This is a genomic window from Streptomyces sp. NPDC003635 (assembly GCF_053587635.1).
Map to the genome: position 1 here is coordinate 1 of NZ_JBSFOK010000069.1, position 18,815 is coordinate 18,815.

The following is an 18,815-nucleotide window of genomic DNA, read 5'->3' on the forward strand; positions in this document are numbered from 1 at the left end:
CCGAAACAAGACGCCGCATGCCTCCCTCACTCCGAGCCAGACCATGCCTGACCAGCGCAAATCAAGCGATCACGTTCGGTTGAGATACGGCTTCTAAGCTTGGCGTTTATCCTCGCTGCTGTTTCAAGCGGACGTGTTCGGTGAGGGTTTCGACTCGTTTCACGGTCTTCCCGGGCTCGTGCCGTGGGGCTGACCTGCGGTTCTTCGAGCCTGGTGGGCGTCCTGGCCCCGGCCGGGAGGGTTGGGGCACGTCGGCGGGACGGGCGGTCTTCACGCGGAGGTGGCGGAACCCCCGACGGACACGGGCGGGGGTGAGCCGGCGGGGCTCGGCGGGCCGTTCCCAGGGGCGGCGGAGGTCCTCGGCGAGGGGCCGGGCGAGGCGGAGCTGCGTGTGGGCGGCGATGATCAGCCAGGTCCACAGATCGGCCGTGTGCGGATCGCGGACCTTGGGGACGGTCCAGCCCAGGGTCTGCTTGAACAGCCGGAAGGTATGTTCAAGATCGAACCTGCGGAGGAACGCCTGCCAGCGCAGGGCGACGTCTTCGCCGGTCATGCCGGTGCGTGAGGACCACAGCCAGACCGGTTTCGGGTCACGGTCGCCGGGCAGGTGGTCGACCTTCAGCCGGATCAACGTGCCGTGGATCAAAGGGAGTTCGCCGCAGTGGTCGATCCAGGGGCCTCGGGCCTGCAACCGTGGGTGCATCCGGTCCCAGGCGAGGGCCTCGGCCGTGCCATAGCGGGTGGTGTCGCACGTCGTGGCCTGGTCGGGGGTGTGCCAGGACTCCGGCTTGGAGAAGGTGAGGACGCCGCCGTGCTTGCGGGGCTGCCCGCCACGCGGGGTGGAGCGACGCGGTCCGGCATCCCGGAGCATGACCCGGTCCGAGCGCAGCCGGCCGACCACCTCGACGGGCAGGTCGGCCAGGACGTAGGCGAGGCGGGTGACGTCGTAGCCAGTGTCCATGACGACGAGGATGTCCGCGTCGCCCGGCCGCCACTGCCCTGCATGCACGAGCCGGGTGACCACCTCGCGCAGCTGGGTGGCGGTCACCGCGGCGGCGTCGTCGGCCGGCCCGAGCCGGATCGCGTCCAGCACGGCCGTCCAGGACGTGCGTCCCGTCTCCAGCGCGGCGACGAAGGAATAGGGCCAGCCGGGGATGAACTGATCCGCGCTGCGGCCTCGCCCGTAGACGTGGCAGAACAGCAGCTCCGGGCTGGTGGGGGCGTCGGGACGCAGCCAGTTGCTCACGTCCACCGCGAGCACGATCCGCCCGTCGGCGGCACGCGGCAGCGGCGTGGAGGCAAGCAGCCTGCGCAGCCGGCGCGGCTCCAGCCAGCCGTGGTTGACCGCGTCGTACATCGCTCCGTGCCCACGCCGGTGCTCGGCCGTGAGCGTCAACTCGACCAGCGACGTCACCGGGCCGTCCGAGCACAGCACCGCGTCGGTGAGCTCGAAGAGCGCGTCCGCCCGGGCGTAGAGGCAGTCGTAGAACTCGACACGAAAGTGGGACAGGACACCCAACGCGGCGTCAGCGGACTGTTCAGCGGCGAGACTCTTCACCAGCGGCCGTTCCTTCACGCGACGTTGCTCGACACCTCGAAGCGTGAAGAACGGCCGCCCTGCTGTCCCGGGAACGAATCAAGATCAGCGGGTCAGGTGAACGGCCGAGGTTAAACACCAAGCTAAGGGCTTGCAGATCATCAACACGTCGTCTTGATCATGCTGTTGGAGTCGCTGCTCAGGGCCTGAACCCGAGCCTGGAGGGCTGTGAGGGCGGAGGGCGGAGTGGCTGCTGGCGGGATGACGATGCTGTGCGCCTTGAGCAGTCTCCTGATCTTCAGCAGAGTGCGATGCATAGCGGTCCGGCTGCTGCCGAGGAGCACGGCGAGGGGTTCCGCGGCCAGGGTGACCCGCAGGTGAAGGACTGCTGCCAGGACCTGGTTGGAGAAGGCGAGCCGGGGCGGGCGGCCGCGCTTGACGTCACCGTCGGGAGCCAAAGTGTCGGTGAGATCGCTCAGTCGCTGCCGGTCAGGGCGGGCTCGGACAGGAGAGCGTGGTCCCACTCCGGGGCCGGCTTCTGCGGAGTTCATGCGTCCTCGAACGACTCGCGCTCCTGCAAAACCCCGGCTACCAGCAAGGTCCACCGTTACGGCGACAACATCACCCGCCCCGGGCCGTGGAACCCGGCGCCCACCCGACGCGACAGCCGGGCCACCAGCCTGCCCACCATCAGCTGCGGCAAGCGAAAGGGTCCACCGACTCCGTCGGCGGACCCTCACGAAAGGTCGAGGCTAGCGCGCATTCAGCGCTCTTGCCGATGTGTCCCGACGAGCCTCAGGAAATCGGCTCGAAGAATGGCCCTTCCGGCGCGAACTGCCGAGAGCAGACCGTCACATCCTCGCCGCGAAGATACGCCAGCATCCACTCCGTAAACGGCATCGCGTACTCGTAGTACCCTCCCTCATCGCTCTCGTAGACGCCCACGGCCCACTCCTCGCCTTCGCTCGCCGGGATGCGAAAGAAGACGGTTTCACCCGAGGCCGCCGATCCCCAGGGCAGCAATTCCCCGGGCCCCGTCCCTACCGGGTGAGGGACCTCATCTTCTGGTGCATACTGCCAAGCGTCGATGGTGTCTCTGATGCCAACACCCAAGTTCCCGCGCTCGACTCCTGGATGGCCGATTGTGAGCTGCTTGTTGATGTGCACCGGCCCATAGAGATCCGAGAATTCTCGGAAGTCGCTAGGGAATCTGGCACCCAGTTCCTCTTCGAGTCTGATCCAACTTGTGTTGTCGGACCACAGGAATCGCGGCTCGCCTAGTAGGCGCCGAATTTCTGCGATTGCCATGTCTCTCTCCTAGCAGGTAGTCCCGCCTCTGGCTGCCTGGTTCACGATCTTGCACCTGGTGTTCGATATGGGCATCCCGTGATTGAAGACCGTGAACGTGTAGTTGAGGTGGGACGGAACACCGGACGTCGGGTTGGTGTAGACAGGCTGCACTGCAACGGCGACGCTGTATTTGGACTTCAAGGCTTGTCGGACACGCTGTTCCGGCCCCCAGTTCATATCGTACTGGTTTGTCGCGGTGAAGAGCGGGACCAGATTTCCGGGGTCGCGGCCGGACCCAGCCGCCGCGTAAGGGATCATATGGCCGATATCGGCACGCCCTAGAGGGTCCTGTGCTGCCACTTCATCCATACCCGGTGGACGGTAGCTTCCGGTCTCACATTTGGCGCAGGTTCCGCGCGGCGTGTAGTCCGAAGGCTGCAGTATTGCGAACGCTCCGGTCGCGCGTCACTGCGTCTGTCCGGAGGAGTCCTGGAACGCTTCAAGACCGAAGTATGTGCGATTTCCGTCTGCCGTAGGTGCGGAGTTGCATTGATCGCCATCGGTGTCGGTGTCGCCACCTCTTGGGATCCGACGCGAAAAACTGCGCTTCGGTTCCGCTCCGAGGAACTTGTCGATGGCGCTGTCTACGGGGTTCTCAACGCCGAAAGCCATGCTGGCCAAGCCCGCAACGGAATTGACGGGATTGCGCTTGAGCGCGGTTTTCACGCCGAGGGTTTGGCTCCCGACGGTGACGTCAAGCGCGGCCGCCCGCCCCGGCTCGCCTTCTCCGACCAGGTCCTGGCAGCCGTCCTTCACCTGCGGGTCGCCCTGGCCGCGGCACCCCTCGCCGTGCTCTTCGGCAGCAGCCGGAGCGCTATGCATCGCACTCTGCTGAAGATCAGGAGACTGCTCAGAGCGCACAGCATCGTCATCCCGCCAGCAGCCACTCCGCCCTCACAGCCCTCCAGGCTCGGGTTCGAGCCCTGAGCAGCGCCTCCAACAGCATGATCAAGAGGACGTGTTGATGATCTGCAAGCCCTAAGCGCTGTCCCGCAATTGATCTCTGGGTCGGGCTGATGCGGGGCCGGAGGGCGAGCGAGATGCCGAACAGCGGGGCACGCAGCGTAAAGTTCGTGCGCCAGTAGGCGATCAGCAGCAGCACGCGGTCCTCCAGTGCCAGGCTCCAGGGACGGCTTGCGCACCGGATCCGCGCCGCCGTGGCGTAGCGCGGCGATCAGCTTGCGGAAGCAGCGTGGACTCAGCCCGGGGAACGGGATTATCCAGGAGGACTCCGGCGCCGTGATCACACCAACCGCGGCAAGATCGTCTCATCCCTGTCACGTCTCACCGGGGCGTGAGGGAATCCCCGGCTGCCCGTCGCTGACCGGGCCACATGTCGTCATACGCGGCGTCAAAAAACTGCACCTGCGGCCCGCGCAGCGCGGACGCGTCGGCCAGCTCTCCTCGGGCCACCTCTGCAAGGCGGGCCGCATAGCGGTAGGCAGCACCCCGCAGGGGCTCGCTTCTGGCCGAAAGGTCGATCTCCGCGTGCGCGAGCCACAAGTCGTCGACCAGTCGGTCCATCACCGGATCGGCCGCGCTGACGCCGACATGTGGGGACGTGAGCACCGCCTTCTCCACCTGCGACGCAATGCTCAGGAACTTCAGGATCACGTTCTTCAGCTCCGCACGGTGCGCGGCTGACTCCTGTATCTCCAACTGCCGGGTGCTCGCCCGTGACACCAGGTACTGGCCGAACAACGACCCGCCAGCGCCGAGCGCAACACCGGCCAGAGACAACAGCGCCGGCCCCAAGGTTCCCCAAGATCCCATGACGTGAGTCTCTCAACTCGCTGCGGAGAGAGCCGAGCTACTTATGTGCAGTTCATGCCTGGCTCGTGACCGCTCGGGTTACCTCGCCACGTCCCGCACACTCTCACCGTCGGGCAAGCCGCCCCACAGCGTCCGATTGCGTTCCATCGAGTACGCACGCGCCCGCGGCATGCGCGGGCAGGGCTAAGAACGACGCGTCCGCTGACAGATCCCGCGAAGGTGACATGAGCCTACGTGAGTTCCTTCCGCATCAACGTGCACATCGTTTCGTAGCGGCGCAACGATCCATCAGAGGCTTGCACGTCCCACGAGTCCGGCTGACGGTCGTACGCGGCATAACCCAGCCTTTCGTATAGCGCGCGTGCCCGGGGGTTGCTTTCCTCCACACCAAGCTCGGCCTGCCGCAGACCGCGGTTCCTGATCCGCTGTTCTGCCGCTTCAACAAGGAACGTGCCGATCCCGCACGACTGCAATGCGGGGTGGACTGCCAGCTGCCACAAAGTGCCGACACCCTCCTTGACCTGGTAGTCGACGCCGCCCTTCGCCACAGGGATGTCCGTTGCAGGACAGACCGCAAGGTAGTCGACCTCGCCGATCCGGACACGTTCCAACTGCTTGGCGACGCTGGCCAGGTGGTGGTCAGACCCTGCCCACCCGCACGACGCCAGGTCCGCACGCACCAAATCACGGGCTGACAGCTTCAACACCACGTTGATCATCTTCAGTACCTCCGGCGAGCCAGCATCCACGCCGATCACACTGGGCGCAATGCCGTTTCCTCGGCCCCACTCCTCGGGCCACCGCTGCTCAAGTAAGCAGACGAACGCTGCTACTGAAAGCGCACGAAGCCAGCCGGAGAGGCCACCGCGAATGGCCGGCAGTCGAGATGATCTTGCTGTGTCTGGTGTGATCACGGCGTCCGAGCCGTCCTGGATAGCCCCGTTCACTGGGCTGAGCCCGCGGCAGTTCGGCAAGCTGGTCACCGCACTGCGGCGCGAAGGTGCGGACCCGGTCCGCAAGGGTCGGCCGTGGAGCCTGCCGCTGCAGGACCGGGTCCTGCTGGTCACCGCGTACTGGCGAACGAACCTGACGCTGCGGCAACTCTCGCCGCTGTTCGGGGTGTCCAAGTCGGCTGCGGACCGGATCGTCGATCAGCTCGGGCCGTTACTGGCACTGCGGCAGCGCAAGCGATTCCGCAGGGAGACCGTGCTGATCGTGGACGGCACCTTGGTTCCCACCCGTGACCACACGGTCGCCGAGCAGTCGAAAAACTACCGGTCCTCCGCAGCCAGGCGGCCAGCTGCTCGGCGTCGCGTCCGGCCCACAGATCGATCGGCAGCCGCGTGTCAGCATCCACGAGCAGGGTGCCGTAGACGTCTGCGTACAGGGCGAAGTCGTCCACGCCCAGCACCCGCGGAGTCGGTGCCGCCGGTAGCGGGATACGCATCAAGTGGAACAGCACACTTGTCCGCGACAGCGGCACCTGCAGGATCTGCAGCAGCCGAGCCCCGCCGCGACCGGCGAGCAATACCCCGGCCATCACCACCAGGTGCTGCAGCGGACTGCGGCGCTGGTAGCGCGCCGTCAGCCCCTCGACCTGCTCAGCAAACGTCAGCCGAGCACAGCCCGGGCCGTCGCAGAACAATCGCCGCACCGTCAGCCCGATCTGCACCGGGCGCCCGCTGACCGATACGTCGGCCAGCGTGCGGACATAGCGGCTGTGCACCCGCGCAGAACCACGACCGCAGTCCGGACACCTCACCGTCAACTCGCGGGTACAGGCCGCAACACGGACCACGCCGCCCGCCACCCACACCCGCTCCACCCGCACCGCATCCAGGTGCGGAGACATGATCCGTACGAGGTCATCACACTCGCCGACAGTGCCGCTATCGGTGACGGAGCGTCACCGGCGCACGGTGGCACACCTCGGCTTCACGGAAATCTTGCCGGGGCCGCATGAGCTTGTACGCCGACAACGCTCGTGGTTCTCCTTCGGACCATGATCAAAAGCCCGGCTTCAGGGACGCCAGGAAACGGGGTGCAGCTTACCGAGCCGACAGCCGAAGCAGGCTGGCCTCGAGGGTCGGAGCCTGGCACCAGTGGCCGTCGGGTTGCCCTGGGTCTTTGCACATTACAGTCCGGCCGCCTGGACCAGTGATGCCCGGTCGTCCTTGTTCAGATGCAGGCTGGCCAGCAGTTCGTCGTCGGCCAGCAGGCGCCGCACCCATGCTGCGTCGGCAACGAATGCCGCCCGGCAGAGGGCCCGTTCAGGGTGGTCGTTCTCGGGGCCGCTGACCGCCAGGTCCCACGCGTTGTCGGGATCGGTCGGTGCGGACAGGGCGGCGGCTACGAGCACGAGCCCGAACAACTCGCTCCGGCGTGGGATCAATGGATCGGCAGACAGTCTCAGCAGGTACGGGACGACCGTCGGCATGGCCGCACTCATGGACATCGGCCCTGACATCACAAGCCAGTCCAGTGCTCGTTCGGCCATTTCAGCCGAGTCGGGATCGAGCAGTCCTCGTAGGATGACCGGGACATCAACCGGGCAGCCGGGAATGGACGACCACTGCACGTCCTCGCACCCTTCCAGCGCTGGATGCGCAGAAACCCCTCGCGTCAGATGCGGATAGGCCGCCGTCAGGGCTGCTGTCGCGTTCACCGCTGCGGCCTCGTGATCCACTTTGCACACCAGCGTGCCTCCTATTCGCCCGTTGCCGCCGTACCGGCGAACATCGGCTGTCCCACCCAACCCACCCAGCGCGGCCTCACCGCCGCCCCTGGAACGATCTCCCCCGCATCGACACCGCCCATACTCGCCCCTCCCCCACAGCCTCGCCCAGACCGCGCACCCGCTTGCGCCCATCAACCCGCTGTGGGCTCACGGGCGTCCCGCACAGCGCCGCCCTCGACGCCCACCCACATAAGAACCCCCAGATCACCGCGTGCCACCGCGACCTCGCCCAACGCCCGTGTCTCGCCGGATCGGTGTGGTCGGTGGCGGTCGCGCCCGAGGTATCTTGGCTCGCCACAGGCGGCGGGGCGGGGCGGATCTGGGACCGGGCCATGGGCACCTGCACGGGCACGACTGCGGCGTAGGCATCGCATCGCGGCGTGCGGGCGCTCGGCAGCCGCTCGATTCGCGCCAGCCTGACCTGAGATCAGGCCAGGGAGGGCGGGGACGGTCGACGAATACGCCTTCGGGTGCTGTCAGGTGTTGCCGAACCGCCGCCGGAACTCTCTGGCGCGGTCGCCTCCTGCCGCCGTGACAAGGCTGACGGTCACCGGATGGAGCATCAGGTCCCCGACAGCCGGTGCGAGGGCGGGCAAGCGCCGGGTGAACCAGCCTCGAACGTATTCCAGGATGTTGAGATCGATGCCACCCGTGACGCATTCCTCCAACTCGTCGAGGAGTTCCTGCGCACGGTCGGCGTCGGGCCCACCCATCGGGACCAAGGCGCGAACGCGGGCGAATTCCGCGCGCAGTTGTGACATTTCCTTCTCGGCGGCCGGGGCCGGCACAGCCATTCCGGTATCCGACCGGATGACCGTGTTCCGGCTGCCGACGACTACCTGTCCGGAGACGTCTCCGGTGTGTACTTCGTAGTGATCGGGCTCGCGTCCGTCCACGGTCTCCCCTTCCTGTTGCGCTTACTGGTGAGTGTCAGGGCACTGGCGGGGGCGACGTTTCGGGCTCAACTGCATTGCCGGTGACGTGCAGTTCCACTGTCGGGCGCCCCCAGTCGTCGAGAACAGTCACTGTGGCCTGGTAGTCACCCGGTTGCGGGGGACGGAACGTCACGGAGAAGACGCACATGGTCTTCGGTTCCGGAGGAGGGCAGGAGGTACGCTCCACCTCCCACGAGGTCGGATCGGTGACCGAGAAACTGTTCTCGTCGTCGCACTCCAGCCACTTGAACTGGAACGAGACGGATTCCTCACCACCGCTGGCGATCACGGGCCCGAACTGCGCGTCCCCGCCGGACGCCGGGATCGCTGAGGTGGGAATGCAGTCGTCAGGCCCCTGGGTGGTCTCCGATTCCGATATGGACGGCGGGATCAGACTCGGTGAGGAGTAGGCGCTGGTGGGCGGCATCGTGCTGACCGTGGGCGCGGGCTTGCTCGACGTGCCGTCGGTCGGCTTGCCTGTCGCGCCGGTCTGCCGGGAGTGCGTCGGCCGGGGCAAAAGGTCGGACGCCTGGACATGACTCTGCGTAGCAACAGGGGCCGCGTCGGGCTGGCCCTCGCCGCCGGTGACGGCGAGGGCACTGAAGACGCCGCCTGCCATCACGGCGGCCAGAACTGTGCCGATCACGGCCGGGTGTCCCGCTACGGCGGACGCCCCCGACTTGGCGGGCGCGGACAAGGCGTGCCCCACGGCCCCGCCCGTCGCGGCGGCGGAGACAATCGCCGCTCCTGTGGTCAGCCTCAGTACCTGCCTTCGTACCTCTTCTTCATGGGTGAAGTAGGCCTCGTCCTCAACCGCTCCCAACTCGCGTGCTGCCGCCCGGCCCAGCTCCAGGACCTCGCGCCAGGCACCCCAGCGCAGTGAGCGGGCAAGCCCGGGCGCCGCAGCCCGGGCGAGATCCCGTACGGCGGTGTGGTTTCGCATGCGGGCGGCATCGGTCAGGGCTCGTCGGAGTACGGCGGACTCAGCGGCGTCCTTGCTGGTGGACTTCGTCCCCGCCCAATCGGCCAATGTCTGCGCGAACTGCCCCGCGTCGCGGGCTGGGCCCGTTCGTGCCACGACGAGGGCGGCCAGTCGCCCACAGGATCGGAGACCACTCCCATCCGAGGCGAGCAGTTGTAAGGACTGCAACTCGGCTACGGCGGCGCGGTCCACGTCCCCGGTCAGGGCTCCCAGCAAGGGCCCGGGCACTGGTAGGGGGGCGAATGCGTGGAGTGTGTGCAGCAGTTCCACCGCAGAACTGCTCAGCCGATCGGCCACCCCGGTCGCGATCGCCTGTTCATCCACCACGAACCCAGCGGCTTCAGTGGAGCCGGGGCGTCGACCGGCAGCCCGCACGGCAGTGGCTGCCTGGACCAGGGCCAGTGGATTTCCCTGCACCGCGGCTGTGTAGCGCTGGGCCGCCTCCCGTTCGCCGTCTCGCAATGGCCGGTCGAGTTTCTGGGCGAGCAGGGCGAGGGCGGCATCCTCGGGCAGGCCTCCGAGATGGAGTGCGCGTCCCTCCGCCTCCGGGCAAAGCGCCGCGGACGTGAACACGACATCGCAACCGGGAGCGGCGTCGAGGAGCTCTGCCAGGGAGTCCGCGGAGCCCTCAAAGTCATCGACGAGAAGAAGGGCCTGAACAGAACCCATCAGGCGCCGTCGCCGAGCTGGGTCGGGCTTGTAGCCCTCGGCGTCATAGCAGGCATGGAAGAGGTCCTCGATGAGATCTTCCACAGGCACTCCGGCAGCCGAGAGCAGCACCACGTCACGGTCGGCCGCTCCGTGTTCCGCCGCCAAATGGCGCAGCAGGGCGGACTTGCCGCATCCCGACGGCCCGAAGATCTGTACAGGGTGGCCCTCCGCCAGCCACCCCTCCACCTCGCCCAGGTGATCGTCACGACCGAACAGCGCCAGGCCTCGGGAGGGGAGCGGCCGCCCGGCAGGACGACCGCGGCGACGGACCGAGGGCGGCCCTTGTGTCCGCACCGTGACGGACGAGCCGTGCTCGGCGTGGACGACGACGTTCTGGTCACCGACCACCACCTGCCCGGAGATGCCGCCGCTCACGTGAATGGCCCCTGCGTCCCCCATGCCCCTGCTCCCGCGCCGTCCGGACCCCCGACTGAGGATCAGAATCCAATCAATAGGAGCGCGCGACGAAGTGGCGATTTTTTCTTCTGGTCGGAAATTTTCGCCCCTTGACGCGATGAGGCGGGCGGGAGATCCGGGCGGGAAAGGAGGGGAGCTCGGTTCTCCGGTGGCGTGTTCGGTGATGTCGGCGAGCCACAGCCGGTTCGGACCCGTCACGCTGAAGTCACGGCAGACGAGGTCGTCATGCACCGACGGCCGGCCCATTTGCCGTTGCCCCGCACGGTCTCCAACTCCACCGCGGTGTCAGTCACTTGACGTCTCTCCCATGATCGCCGGATCCGCCGTTAGATTTACACTCCCGTTACGGCAACCGGTCCGTCGTGGACCGCGCCTTCGCCGCCGCTTCCCTCACCCGCCGAGTCGCCGTCGAGATCACCGACATTGCCACCGGTGTGGAGTTCGTCCGGCACGGCCTGGGCATCGCGCTGCTGCCGCGCTTTTCCTCGGCCGCCCGGACGGCGTCGCGACACTCCGAGTGACCGACGCCGACCTGGACTGGCCGCTGTCGCTGGTGGCTCCGTCCAACCGGCCGATCGGCGCCGCCGCGCGGGCCATGACCGTACTGGCTCGTGAGTTCCTCGTGTGATCGACGGCGGCGACCCTGAGCATCCTCGACGGCACACGGCTGGACGGGGCCATCTCATACCTGCGGGCGGTGGCCGACAGGGGCCAATCTCCACGTGGCCACGGAAGCGCCGGCACACCAGCTGGCCTGCGACGGTGACCGCTGCACGGGGTGGATTGCACCTGTGCCGTGGGCAGCGTGCAGTTGCTCATGCTGTCCGGTGTCGGCCCCGACGAGCATCTGCGCCAGGTCGGCATCGCGACACGGGCCAACCTGGCCGCAGTGGGCGCCAACCGCCAGGACCACCCCATGACGGGTGTCGATCACGAGTCCGCGCGTACGCTTCCGGCGCTCAGAGGTGACGGCTCCCAGAGCAGGCGGGTGCCGGTAGCACGGGCGATGGCACGCAGGTGCGGGCCCGTGTTGCCGATGTACCAGATGTGCCGGTCCGCATGCGGCCACACATAGGCCGGTACGCCCTGGTCCAGCAAGGCGGTCAACCGCGGCTGGTCCAGCGATGCGGCAGAGAACTCGTAGAGCGCCGGCAGCCGTGGAGCGATTACGCCGTAGTCGAGCATGCGCGCGAGGGCGTGCTCGTCAAGGAGGGTCTCCTCGATCGACTCCGTCACCGGGTAGTGGGGCGGAAAGGACCGGCCGAGGTCGAGGAACATACGCACGGCCCTGTGGCGAGGGTCGGCCGCCAGCGGCCCCAGGACTGCCAGCCGGCCGAGCGCCAACCGTGGCCGCACCAGCATCGCGTGTGTGAACAGGACTCGAAGCAGGGCGACGTTCATCATGAACCGCTCCACCTGCCCCTCGGCAGCGGCGAGATCCTCGTGCTCCAGGTAGCCGGCGACAATGCTGGCGTTGTGCGCACGGTACCAGCGCCCGGGCTCGGGTCTGCGGATGAAGTCCACCCAGCACTCGACGCTGCGAGCACTGGCGGTGCCGGCGGACAACAGCAGGAGGGCCTCCGTCTTGTCCCGCAGCAGCCGTTCGTTGACAGCGCGCCACCAGGGACTTCCCGGTGAGTCGGAGGCTTGCGGTGCAAGCACGCCACGGGCAAGGGACCAGCGCATGAAGCTCAGCTCGGCGTGGCCGTACCTACGGCGGGGCCCCGTGGCGAGCTGATAGAACTCCCGTGCCAGCGCATAGCGTCCGGCCGGGTCGTCGCGGACATGGGCGACCCGTTGCTTCGCGCGGGAGGCCGCGTCAGCCATGACAGCTCTGCCGGATCGGCTTCATGCGGTGACCTCGAAGATCTCACTGCCGCTCTGCCGGGGTGGTGCACCCTGGGCACCCCACACGGGTCACCGTATCGTGGAGCGGCTTCATGGCCTCATACGTCCGCGGCGCTGCGGGTCGGTCGCCCCAGCCCGATCGTTTCCCACCCGGGTGGCGCAGGCCCCGGCCCAGCCGATTCGGTTCCGGCGGGAAGCCGGCGGTCGTCCCGGATCGGTGGGTGGCGGTCCCCCGGCGGACGCCAGCCGTATCATCGCCCGCCGGCAGCGCACCGAGCTGCTACTGCCCCGGCGCACACTCTGTTGCCGCTTCTGCACTTCCTGATCGGTCAGTCTGCGCACCCGGGTAACCCTCCGACTCCGCCAGCACCGCCCGCGACCGGCCCGAATGCGCGAGCGCCCCCACCCGTAGGTGAGCGTGTTCGCCAGTGCGCAGCCACTGCGTGTGCTGATCTTGGGCCTGTCGTCGGGCGACCCCGCGCCCGACAGGGAAGGCGACGACGCTGTGAGGCCGGAGGACACGTTGCAGGGCGGCGAGGAAGGCGGGGGTCCAGACCCCGTGAGCCTCGCTCAATGTCATGGGTCTGTCACCGACACGGACGAGTCCCTGTGGGCTCGACGGCCAGACGTCTCCACGTCCCCGTGGTCGTCGGCCACAGCGCACGTACTCACACTCCACCCTCCGCAGCCCGGCGAGCAGCGGGCAGCCTGGCCTCAAGTCGACTGGGGCATCCGTTCGACGTCGAAGCAGAGTGCCCCGGCGCAGCGCCGTGAGGCCGCGATCAACCCGCACCCTCCCACGCGCCTGCCCCCGGCTGTACTGGCACGTCGAGACGGCAGGCTGGGACCTCCTCGGGTACGAGGTCCTCTCAGGGAGGCACGCCGACTACTCCCCCCGCTCCGTCCACCTGCCACTCGTCGCCGCGGCCATGGAAGAACTCCAGAAGATCACCGCCCCCGCGGACATCGCCATCAAGGCCGCCGAACAGCGCTGGGCCCCATACGCTCCGCCCGGAACCGCCGACCTCTTCGCCGGAGACACCCTCCTGCACACCGACCTTGCCCCGCACAACGTGATCATGGACGCCCAAGCTCACATCGTCGACTGGGCCTGGCCCACGCGTGGCGCGGCCTGGATCGACCCCGCCCTCCTCATCCTGCGACTCCCCGAAGCTGGCCATCACCCCAGCCGAGGCGGACACCTTCGCCCGCCCCATCCCTTCCTGGAGGGCGACAGCGTGGCTGGCCATCTTTGTCTTCCACGGTGCGGCATCGGCGCGGGCGATCTCGTCCCAGGCTGCGGCGTTGGCGGCGGCGAACGCCTTCATGGCGGCGGCCGGTGCAGTGCGCCACCTATCTGTGCAACTCTCGCGACACCAGGTAGGCGAGAGGTGTAACAGAACATAGCCGTTGACGCCGGGAGATCGCCGGAAAGCCAGCAGTCGTGGTGATGTCGATAATCCGCTCGCGGCGCCGCGGCGGCAGTGATCTCAATGGCCGCGCGTACCGCCGGAGCCATGAGGGGCCCCTTTCGGGTGGGCCGGGTGGCGGGCGGGGGTCAAGCGGCTTCGTACTTGAGGGCGGGGCCGAGCAGGAGCCCGCCGTCGATGACGAACTCCGAACCGGTGGCGAAAGAAGCCTCGTCGGAGGTGAGGAACAGCAAGGCCCGGGTGATGTCCGCGGGCTCACCCAGGCGGGGGATGGCGAACGGGTCGGCCGAGTAGAAGTCGGAGATCGGGGCGTCGCTGCCCGCGGCGGGTTCGGTGATGAACGGAGTGGCGATGACGCCGGGGTGGATGGCGTTGACGCGGATGTGGTCGCGGCCCAGTTCCAGGGCGGCCGTCTTGGTGAGGCCGCGCAGGGCCCACTTGCTGGCGACGTAGGGGGCGTACATCGCAGTGCCGCCCACGCCGGAGGTGGAGGCGATGTTGACGATGACGCCGCCGCCGTCGCGGCGCAGCGAAGGGGTCGCCGCCTTGATGCCGAGGAAGGCGCCGGTGAGGTTGATGCCGAGGATGCGCTCCCAGACCTGGCGGTCGGTGGTCTCGATCGGGGCGGCGGGGTTTTGCACGCCGGCGTTGTTCACGAGGACGGACAGCGGGCCGAAGTGCTCCTCGGCGGCCTGGACAGCGGCGCTCCAGGAGCTCTCGTCGGTGACGTCGAGGCGGACGTAGAGGGCGCGGTCGCCGAGCTCGGCGGCGAGCGCCCGGCCCCGGTCCTCGTCGATGTCGGCGATTACGACGTCGGCGCCTTCGGCGTGGTAGGCGCGGACGTGGCTGGCTCCCTGGCCGCCGGTGCCGCCGGTGACGAGCACGGTGTGGTGGTCGAAGCGTCCCATGGGATGGTTCCTTTCCAGGTGGCGAGTCAAGCGACTCGCCTCGCCATCGACCGTACGAGAACAGGGCGAGGTGAGTCAAGTGACTCACCTCGCCTAGGATGGTGCTCATGACCATCGAGCCGTCGGCCTACCACCAGCGCGTCGCCGAGGAGAAGCGGGCCGCGATCCTGCGCGCGGCCTCCCGCCTCTTCCTGGACTCTGGGTACGACCGGACGTCGTTGGCGAAGATCGCCGAAGCGGCCGGAGTGTCGAAGGCAACCCTGTTCAAGCAGTTCCCGACCAAGGCGGCGCTGTTCGACGCGATCGTCACCGCGTCCTGGCAGGCGGGAGACGGGGAGGAGGACGCCCCGCCGCCCGGCGACCTGCGGGCCGGCCTCGCCCTCATCGGACGGCGCTACGCCGCCCTGCTCACCCGTCCCGGCATGGCCGACCTCTTCCGGATCGTCATCGCCGAGCTGCCGCGCTTCCCGGAACTGGCCGAGTCACAGTTCCACCGCGGCAAGCTGCCGTACTTCGACTCGGTGCGCCGCTACCTGGAGGCGGAGCGGGCGGCGGGCACGATCAGGCTGGAGGATCCGGAGCTGGCCGCCACCCAGTTCCTCGGCATGATCTCCAACTACGTTTTCTGGCCCCGTCTGCTTCTGGCCCACTGGGCTCCCGACGGTGCGGCCGTCGAGTCGGTCGTCGACGAGGCCGTCCTGATGATGGAGGCCAGGTACGCCACCCCTTGAGCCGTCGCAGCTCTCCCTGCGTCTCGGCCTCGGGCGGCGTAGGGAGAAGGGCCGCCCGCTCTGCGGGCTCGGCTGATGTCTGTCGTGGCCGTCGAATCCCGAGGCGACGCCGCCGCGGACACCCCGCTCCCCCGGGCCTGAGGCGCGCCCGCCGGCGCCAGCTCCGTACGGGCCGCCCGGCATCCCCTGGAAGCCGCGGCTGCTGGAAGGACAAGGCTTCGGCGTAGTCGCGTGACGTCCGGTTCGTGAGGTTCTGCCAGCTCGGCAGCCCGGCAACGCAACAGGCACGGCTTCCAAGATCATGGAGTTCTCGACGCCCCGTGATCCGACCGGAAGACCGTGCCTGCCGACGCATCATCCGTGATACCTCCTGCACTTGACCAGCTCCGCGAGTTCCCCGATGCCGCGCCCGAGGAGATCCCCGGCCTGCTGGAGCGCCTGGCGGAGATACCAGATCCCCGCGACCCCCGCGGAATACGCCACGCCCTCGCCGTCGTACTCGCGCTCGCAGCGTGCTCCGTGCTGGCTGGAGCGACGTCACTCCTTGCGGTCGGCGAGTGGATCGCAGATGCCCCGGAGCACGTGCTGGAACAACTCGGTGCCTGTCCGGATCCGCTCCTGCCGAAGCGGCTGACCCCCTCGGAATCGGCAGTGCGCCGCCTCCTTGCCCGCGTCGACGGCGACGCGCTGGACCGGGCCGTGGGCCGCTGGCTCGCAGACCGCCGCCCCGCGCAATGCGGGACTCCCGGGCCGCGCGGCCTGGCCGTGGACGGCAAGAGCCTGCGCGGCGCGGCCAGGGCGAAGGGCCGCAAGATCCACCTGCTCGCCGCCCTCGACCACACCACCGGCCTGGTCCTGGCCCGGTTGGACGTCGGCGAGAAGACCGGCGAGACCACATGCTTCAAGCCGCTGCTGGACACCCTCACCGACCTCGACGGCACGGTCGTCACCAGCGACGTGCTGCACACCCAGCGCGAGCACGCCGCCTACCTCCTGGGTCGGCGGGCCCACTACATCGTGATCGTCAAGCGCAACCAGAAGCACCTGCGCCAGCAGCTGGAAGACCTCCCCTGGAAGGACATCCCGCTCCAGGGCCGTGCCAAGGGCACCGGCCACGGGCGCTCCGAGATCCGCCGGATCAAGGTCGCCACCGTGAACAACCTGCTCTTCCCCGGCGCCCGCCAGGCCATCCAAGTCAAGCGCCGCCGCACCGACCGCAAGACGGGCAAGACCACCATCACGACCGTCTACGCCGTCACCAGCCTGGCTGCCGAACAGGCCACACCCGCCCAGATCGCCACGCTGATCCGCGACCACTGGAAAGTAGAGGGAGCCTCCCCCTGAGTGGTGGACACGCTGATACTGGATCTGCTTGATCCGGAGGAAGCGAGAAGACCGCCGATGGCGATGAAGGACTACTCGGACGAGTTCAAGGCCGATGCCGTGGCCCTGTACGAGTCCACACCCGGGCGACATACAAGAGCATCGCCGCCGACCTGGGCATCAACCGGGCCACCCTGCGTGAGTGGGTGCTGCGGGACCGCGAACGCCGTGGCATCACCGCCGCGGCTGTGAAGCCGGGCGCCCAGCCTCGGGCGACGGTGCCGTCCGCTGATCCGGAGGAGCGGGTGCGGCAGTTGGAGGCCCGGGTGGCCGAGCTCGAGGCAAATGAGCGCAAGCTCGCCACCGAGCGGGACATCCTGCGCAAGGCGGCCAAGTATTTCGCCGGGGAGACCAACTGGTGAGTCGCTTCCAGTTCGTCTCCGACCACCGGGACGCCTACGGCGTGAAGCGGCTCTGCGAGGTCTTGGGCCTGCACCGGTCCAGCTACTACAAGTGGCTCTCCGGCCAGAAGGCGAGGGCGTCCCGGCAGAGCGAGGACCGGCTCCTGGCCGAGCAGATCCGCCAGGTCCATGCCGAGTCCGGCGGCGCCTACGGCTCCCCACGGGTGACCACCGAGCTCCGCGCGAAGGGCCTGCGGGTCAACGAGAAGCGGGTCGCCCGGCTCATGCGGGCGTTCTCCATCACCGGCATCCGCCTGCGCAGACGCGTCCGCACCACCGTCGCGGACCCGGCAGCCCCACAGGTTCCGGACCTGTTCCAGCGGGACTTCACCGCCACCGAGCCGGGGCGGACATACATGGGCGACATCACCTATCTCCCGCTCGCTCCGGTTTCGAGTGCGAGCCCTCCGCTCTCCTCCCATGAGGAGGAATTCAGCCACTGCGGTATGTACCCCATGGACGTTCCCTTCGCAGGAGGTGCACCGACGAACCGCCTCGGAGCGCACTCACCCCGGCATGTGTGCCAGCATGCGGTGCATGTCCACCGATCCCATGAACGGAGGGGCCGCGCCCCGCGCGGCCCGACTCGTGGCCACCATCCCGGCCCCGCTGGAACCCGGCTCCGCCGATGCCCCCGTCCTCCTGTGCCAAGGCGGGCGCAGGCTGGTCGTGCAGCGCGCCGACACCGTACTCGCCGTGCTCGACACCGCGTCGGGCGACGTGGTGCGCTTTCCCGCGCCCTGGCCGCGCGATCTGGGTACGGTCACCGTCTCGCCGCCCGGTGACGTCGCCGTGTTCGCCGGGCTGCACGCGGTGCGGGCGGTGGACGCTTCCGGGGCCACGCGCTGGGAGGTGCGCCACGCGTGCTGGGCCGGTGAATGCCCAGAGTTGCACGAGGACTTCGACGAGTACGCCGACGACCGCGGTGAGGACGGCGAGCACGAGTACCCCGACAGCGGCTCGGCGGCCTTCTCCGCCGACGGCAAGCTGCTTTGGGCCCATGTGCGCGGCCCTCTGGCGGGGGACGGGCAGGACGTGGAGCCAGATGAGTTCTGGCTGGTTCTCGACTCCGCCGACGGCCGGATCCTCGGACGCGCGGCCACCGGCACGGTGGCGTCGGGCTCCTTCCACACGGTGCACCCCGACCCGGCGCAGATGGGTTTGAGCGTCGGTGAGGGCGAGGAGGGCTCTCCCGCGCTGTGGGGACGCCTCGACGGCGGGGCGTTGTCGGTGCGGAAGATCGACGTCGAGACCGTGCTCCTCGGCGTGAGCCCTTCCGGCCGGCATCTCCTTGCCACCGATGTCCAGCAGGACGCTCTCTATCTGCACGCGGCGGACAGCGGCGCGATGCTGCGTGACCTGGACGCCGACGGAACCGTGCCGCCCTACCCCCAAGGGGGCCGGGTCTACTGGGACTTCGGCGCCGTCTTCACCGGCGAGACCACGGTCGTGGCGGGCACGTCCGGCAGCGACGCCGGATACGGACCGGGCCGCCACTGGCTGGTCGACACCGACGACATGGCGCTGCGCGCGCGGATCAGCTATCCGCAGCCCGTCCACGGACCGGTGCACGCAGCGGGCGAAGGAGCCTGGTACACGGTCTCCGAGGACCGGACGGCCGTCCACGTATGGGAGTTGGCGCAGGAAGGCTGACCGCCCACCGCGCAGGTCA

General features: G+C 68.5%; 16 protein-coding genes and 6 pseudogenes. 8 read left to right on the forward strand and 14 right to left on the reverse strand.

All coding sequences use genetic code 11. The annotated features are described in order from the left end of the window. Positions 1-106 precede the first annotated feature (106 nt). The 4 genes and pseudogenes from ACWDRW_RS37340 to ACWDRW_RS37355 all read right to left on the reverse strand — a co-directional run. On the reverse strand, positions 107-1,558 hold the full coding sequence (locus ACWDRW_RS37340) for an NF041680 family putative transposase (protein ID WP_451732076.1): 1,452 nt from the start codon (positions 1,556-1,558) through the stop codon (positions 107-109). 140 nt (positions 1,559-1,698) lie between these two features. Then, positions 1,699-2,081, reverse strand: a pseudogene (locus tag ACWDRW_RS37345) (ISAzo13 family transposase); the annotation flags it as partial. Between the two features lie 251 nt (positions 2,082-2,332). Then, positions 2,333-2,845 carry an SMI1/KNR4 family protein gene (locus ACWDRW_RS37350; protein ID WP_451732078.1) on the reverse strand — a complete coding sequence of 171 codons (513 nt, stop codon included), beginning with the start codon at positions 2,843-2,845 and terminating at the stop codon, positions 2,333-2,335. A 9-nt stretch (positions 2,846-2,854) separates the two neighbouring features. After that, a pseudogene (locus ACWDRW_RS37355) lies at positions 2,855-3,280 on the reverse strand (DNA/RNA non-specific endonuclease); the annotation flags it as partial. A 276-nt stretch (positions 3,281-3,556) separates the two neighbouring features. On the opposite strand from ACWDRW_RS37355, the pseudogene ACWDRW_RS37360 reads away from it, so the two are divergent. Continuing rightward, positions 3,557-3,852 (forward strand): annotated as a pseudogene (locus ACWDRW_RS37360) (ISAzo13 family transposase); the annotation flags it as partial. A 50-nt stretch (positions 3,853-3,902) separates the two neighbouring features. Here ACWDRW_RS37360 and ACWDRW_RS37365 read toward each other — a convergent pair. The 3 genes and pseudogenes from ACWDRW_RS37365 to ACWDRW_RS37375 all read right to left on the reverse strand — a co-directional run. Beyond that, positions 3,903-4,134, reverse strand: a pseudogene (locus ACWDRW_RS37365) (IS5/IS1182 family transposase); the annotation flags it as partial. A gap of 37 nt (positions 4,135-4,171) precedes the next feature. Then, positions 4,172-4,660 carry a hypothetical protein gene (locus tag ACWDRW_RS37370; protein WP_451732081.1) on the reverse strand — a complete coding sequence of 163 codons (489 nt, stop codon included), beginning with the start codon at positions 4,658-4,660 and terminating at the stop codon, positions 4,172-4,174. A 230-nt stretch (positions 4,661-4,890) separates the two neighbouring features. Then, a complete protein-coding gene (locus ACWDRW_RS37375) occupies positions 4,891-5,379 on the reverse strand; it encodes a GNAT family N-acetyltransferase (RefSeq protein WP_451732084.1) in 489 nt (162 codons plus the stop codon). A 178-nt stretch (positions 5,380-5,557) separates the two neighbouring features. Between ACWDRW_RS37375 and ACWDRW_RS37380 the strand changes: the two are divergent. After that, positions 5,558-5,944: pseudogene (locus ACWDRW_RS37380) on the forward strand (helix-turn-helix domain-containing protein); the annotation flags it as partial. Between the two features lie 361 nt (positions 5,945-6,305). Here the strand turns inward: ACWDRW_RS37380 and ACWDRW_RS37385 are convergent. From ACWDRW_RS37385 to ACWDRW_RS37400, 4 genes and pseudogenes are all read right to left on the reverse strand, one after another. After that, positions 6,306-6,512, reverse strand: a pseudogene (locus ACWDRW_RS37385) (transposase family protein); the annotation flags it as partial. A 282-nt stretch (positions 6,513-6,794) separates the two neighbouring features. After that, complete coding sequence (locus ACWDRW_RS37390; protein WP_451732087.1) at positions 6,795-7,346, reverse strand: hypothetical protein; 552 nt, start codon at positions 7,344-7,346, stop codon at positions 6,795-6,797. A 527-nt stretch (positions 7,347-7,873) separates the two neighbouring features. Next, entirely contained in the window at positions 7,874-8,293 is a 420-nt protein-coding gene (locus ACWDRW_RS37395) for a hypothetical protein (RefSeq protein WP_451732090.1), read from the reverse strand. Between the two features lie 34 nt (positions 8,294-8,327). After that, entirely contained in the window at positions 8,328-10,400 is a 2,073-nt protein-coding gene (locus tag ACWDRW_RS37400) for a hypothetical protein (RefSeq protein WP_451732093.1), read from the reverse strand. Between the two features lie 404 nt (positions 10,401-10,804). On the opposite strand from ACWDRW_RS37400, the gene ACWDRW_RS37405 reads away from it, so the two are divergent. Next, a complete protein-coding gene (locus ACWDRW_RS37405; RefSeq protein WP_451732096.1) occupies positions 10,805-10,963 on the forward strand; it encodes a LysR substrate-binding domain-containing protein in 159 nt (52 codons plus the stop codon). Between the two features lie 409 nt (positions 10,964-11,372). Here ACWDRW_RS37405 and ACWDRW_RS37410 read toward each other — a convergent pair whose 3' ends face one another. The 3 genes from ACWDRW_RS37410 to ACWDRW_RS37420 all read right to left on the reverse strand — a co-directional run bounded on the left by ACWDRW_RS37410 (position 11,373) and on the right by ACWDRW_RS37420 (position 14,628). Beyond that, entirely contained in the window at positions 11,373-12,269 is an 897-nt protein-coding gene (locus ACWDRW_RS37410; RefSeq protein ID WP_451732098.1) for a hypothetical protein, read from the reverse strand. An 890-nt stretch (positions 12,270-13,159) separates the two neighbouring features. Continuing rightward, positions 13,160-13,618: a hypothetical protein gene (locus ACWDRW_RS37415; protein WP_451732100.1), complete on the reverse strand. Its 459-nt coding sequence runs from the start codon at positions 13,616-13,618 to the stop codon at positions 13,160-13,162. A gap of 230 nt (positions 13,619-13,848) precedes the next feature. Continuing rightward, positions 13,849-14,628, reverse strand: coding sequence for an SDR family NAD(P)-dependent oxidoreductase (locus ACWDRW_RS37420; protein ID WP_451732103.1), 780 nt, complete (start codon positions 14,626-14,628; stop codon positions 13,849-13,851). Between the two features lie 107 nt (positions 14,629-14,735). Between ACWDRW_RS37420 and ACWDRW_RS37425 the strand changes: the two genes are divergently transcribed. The 5 genes from ACWDRW_RS37425 to ACWDRW_RS37445 all read left to right on the forward strand — a co-directional run bounded on the left by ACWDRW_RS37425 (position 14,736) and on the right by ACWDRW_RS37445 (position 18,796). Beyond that, complete coding sequence (locus ACWDRW_RS37425; protein WP_451732105.1) at positions 14,736-15,359, forward strand: TetR/AcrR family transcriptional regulator; 624 nt, start codon at positions 14,736-14,738, stop codon at positions 15,357-15,359. A 360-nt stretch (positions 15,360-15,719) separates the two neighbouring features. Continuing rightward, a complete protein-coding gene (locus ACWDRW_RS37430; protein WP_451732108.1) occupies positions 15,720-16,703 on the forward strand; it encodes an ISAs1 family transposase in 984 nt (327 codons plus the stop codon). A 185-nt stretch (positions 16,704-16,888) separates the two neighbouring features. After that, the gene (locus ACWDRW_RS37435; RefSeq protein ID WP_451732111.1) at positions 16,889-17,104 is read left to right on the forward strand and encodes a hypothetical protein; all 216 of its coding nucleotides are present in this window, start codon (positions 16,889-16,891) and stop codon (positions 17,102-17,104) included. Between the two features lie 41 nt (positions 17,105-17,145). After that, positions 17,146-17,928: an IS3 family transposase gene (locus tag ACWDRW_RS37440; RefSeq protein WP_451732123.1), complete on the forward strand. Its 783-nt coding sequence runs from the start codon at positions 17,146-17,148 to the stop codon at positions 17,926-17,928. Then, positions 17,867-18,796 (forward strand): hypothetical protein, encoded by a 930-nt coding sequence (locus ACWDRW_RS37445; protein WP_451732126.1) that lies wholly within the window; start codon positions 17,867-17,869, stop codon positions 18,794-18,796. The genes ACWDRW_RS37440 and ACWDRW_RS37445 overlap by 62 nt, the downstream gene beginning before the upstream one ends. Positions 18,797-18,815 lie beyond the last annotated feature (19 nt).

Coding starts and splice junctions, on each gene's coding strand:
- ACWDRW_RS37350 (WP_451732078.1), bottom strand. CDS start 2,845: ATGGCAATCGCAGAAATTCGGCGCCTACTAGGCGAGCCGCGATTCCTG.
- ACWDRW_RS37370 (WP_451732081.1), bottom strand. CDS start 4,660: ATGGGATCTTGGGGAACCTTGGGGCCGGCGCTGTTGTCTCTGGCCGGT.
- ACWDRW_RS37375 (WP_451732084.1), bottom strand. CDS start 5,379: ATGATCAACGTGGTGTTGAAGCTGTCAGCCCGTGATTTGGTGCGTGCG.
- ACWDRW_RS37410 (WP_451732098.1), bottom strand. CDS start 12,269: ATGGCTGACGCGGCCTCCCGCGCGAAGCAACGGGTCGCCCATGTCCGC.
- ACWDRW_RS37415 (WP_451732100.1), bottom strand. CDS start 13,618: ATGAAGGCGTTCGCCGCCGCCAACGCCGCAGCCTGGGACGAGATCGCC.
- ACWDRW_RS37420 (WP_451732103.1), bottom strand. CDS start 14,628: ATGGGACGCTTCGACCACCACACCGTGCTCGTCACCGGCGGCACCGGC.
- ACWDRW_RS37425 (WP_451732105.1), top strand. CDS start 14,736: ATGACCATCGAGCCGTCGGCCTACCACCAGCGCGTCGCCGAGGAGAAG.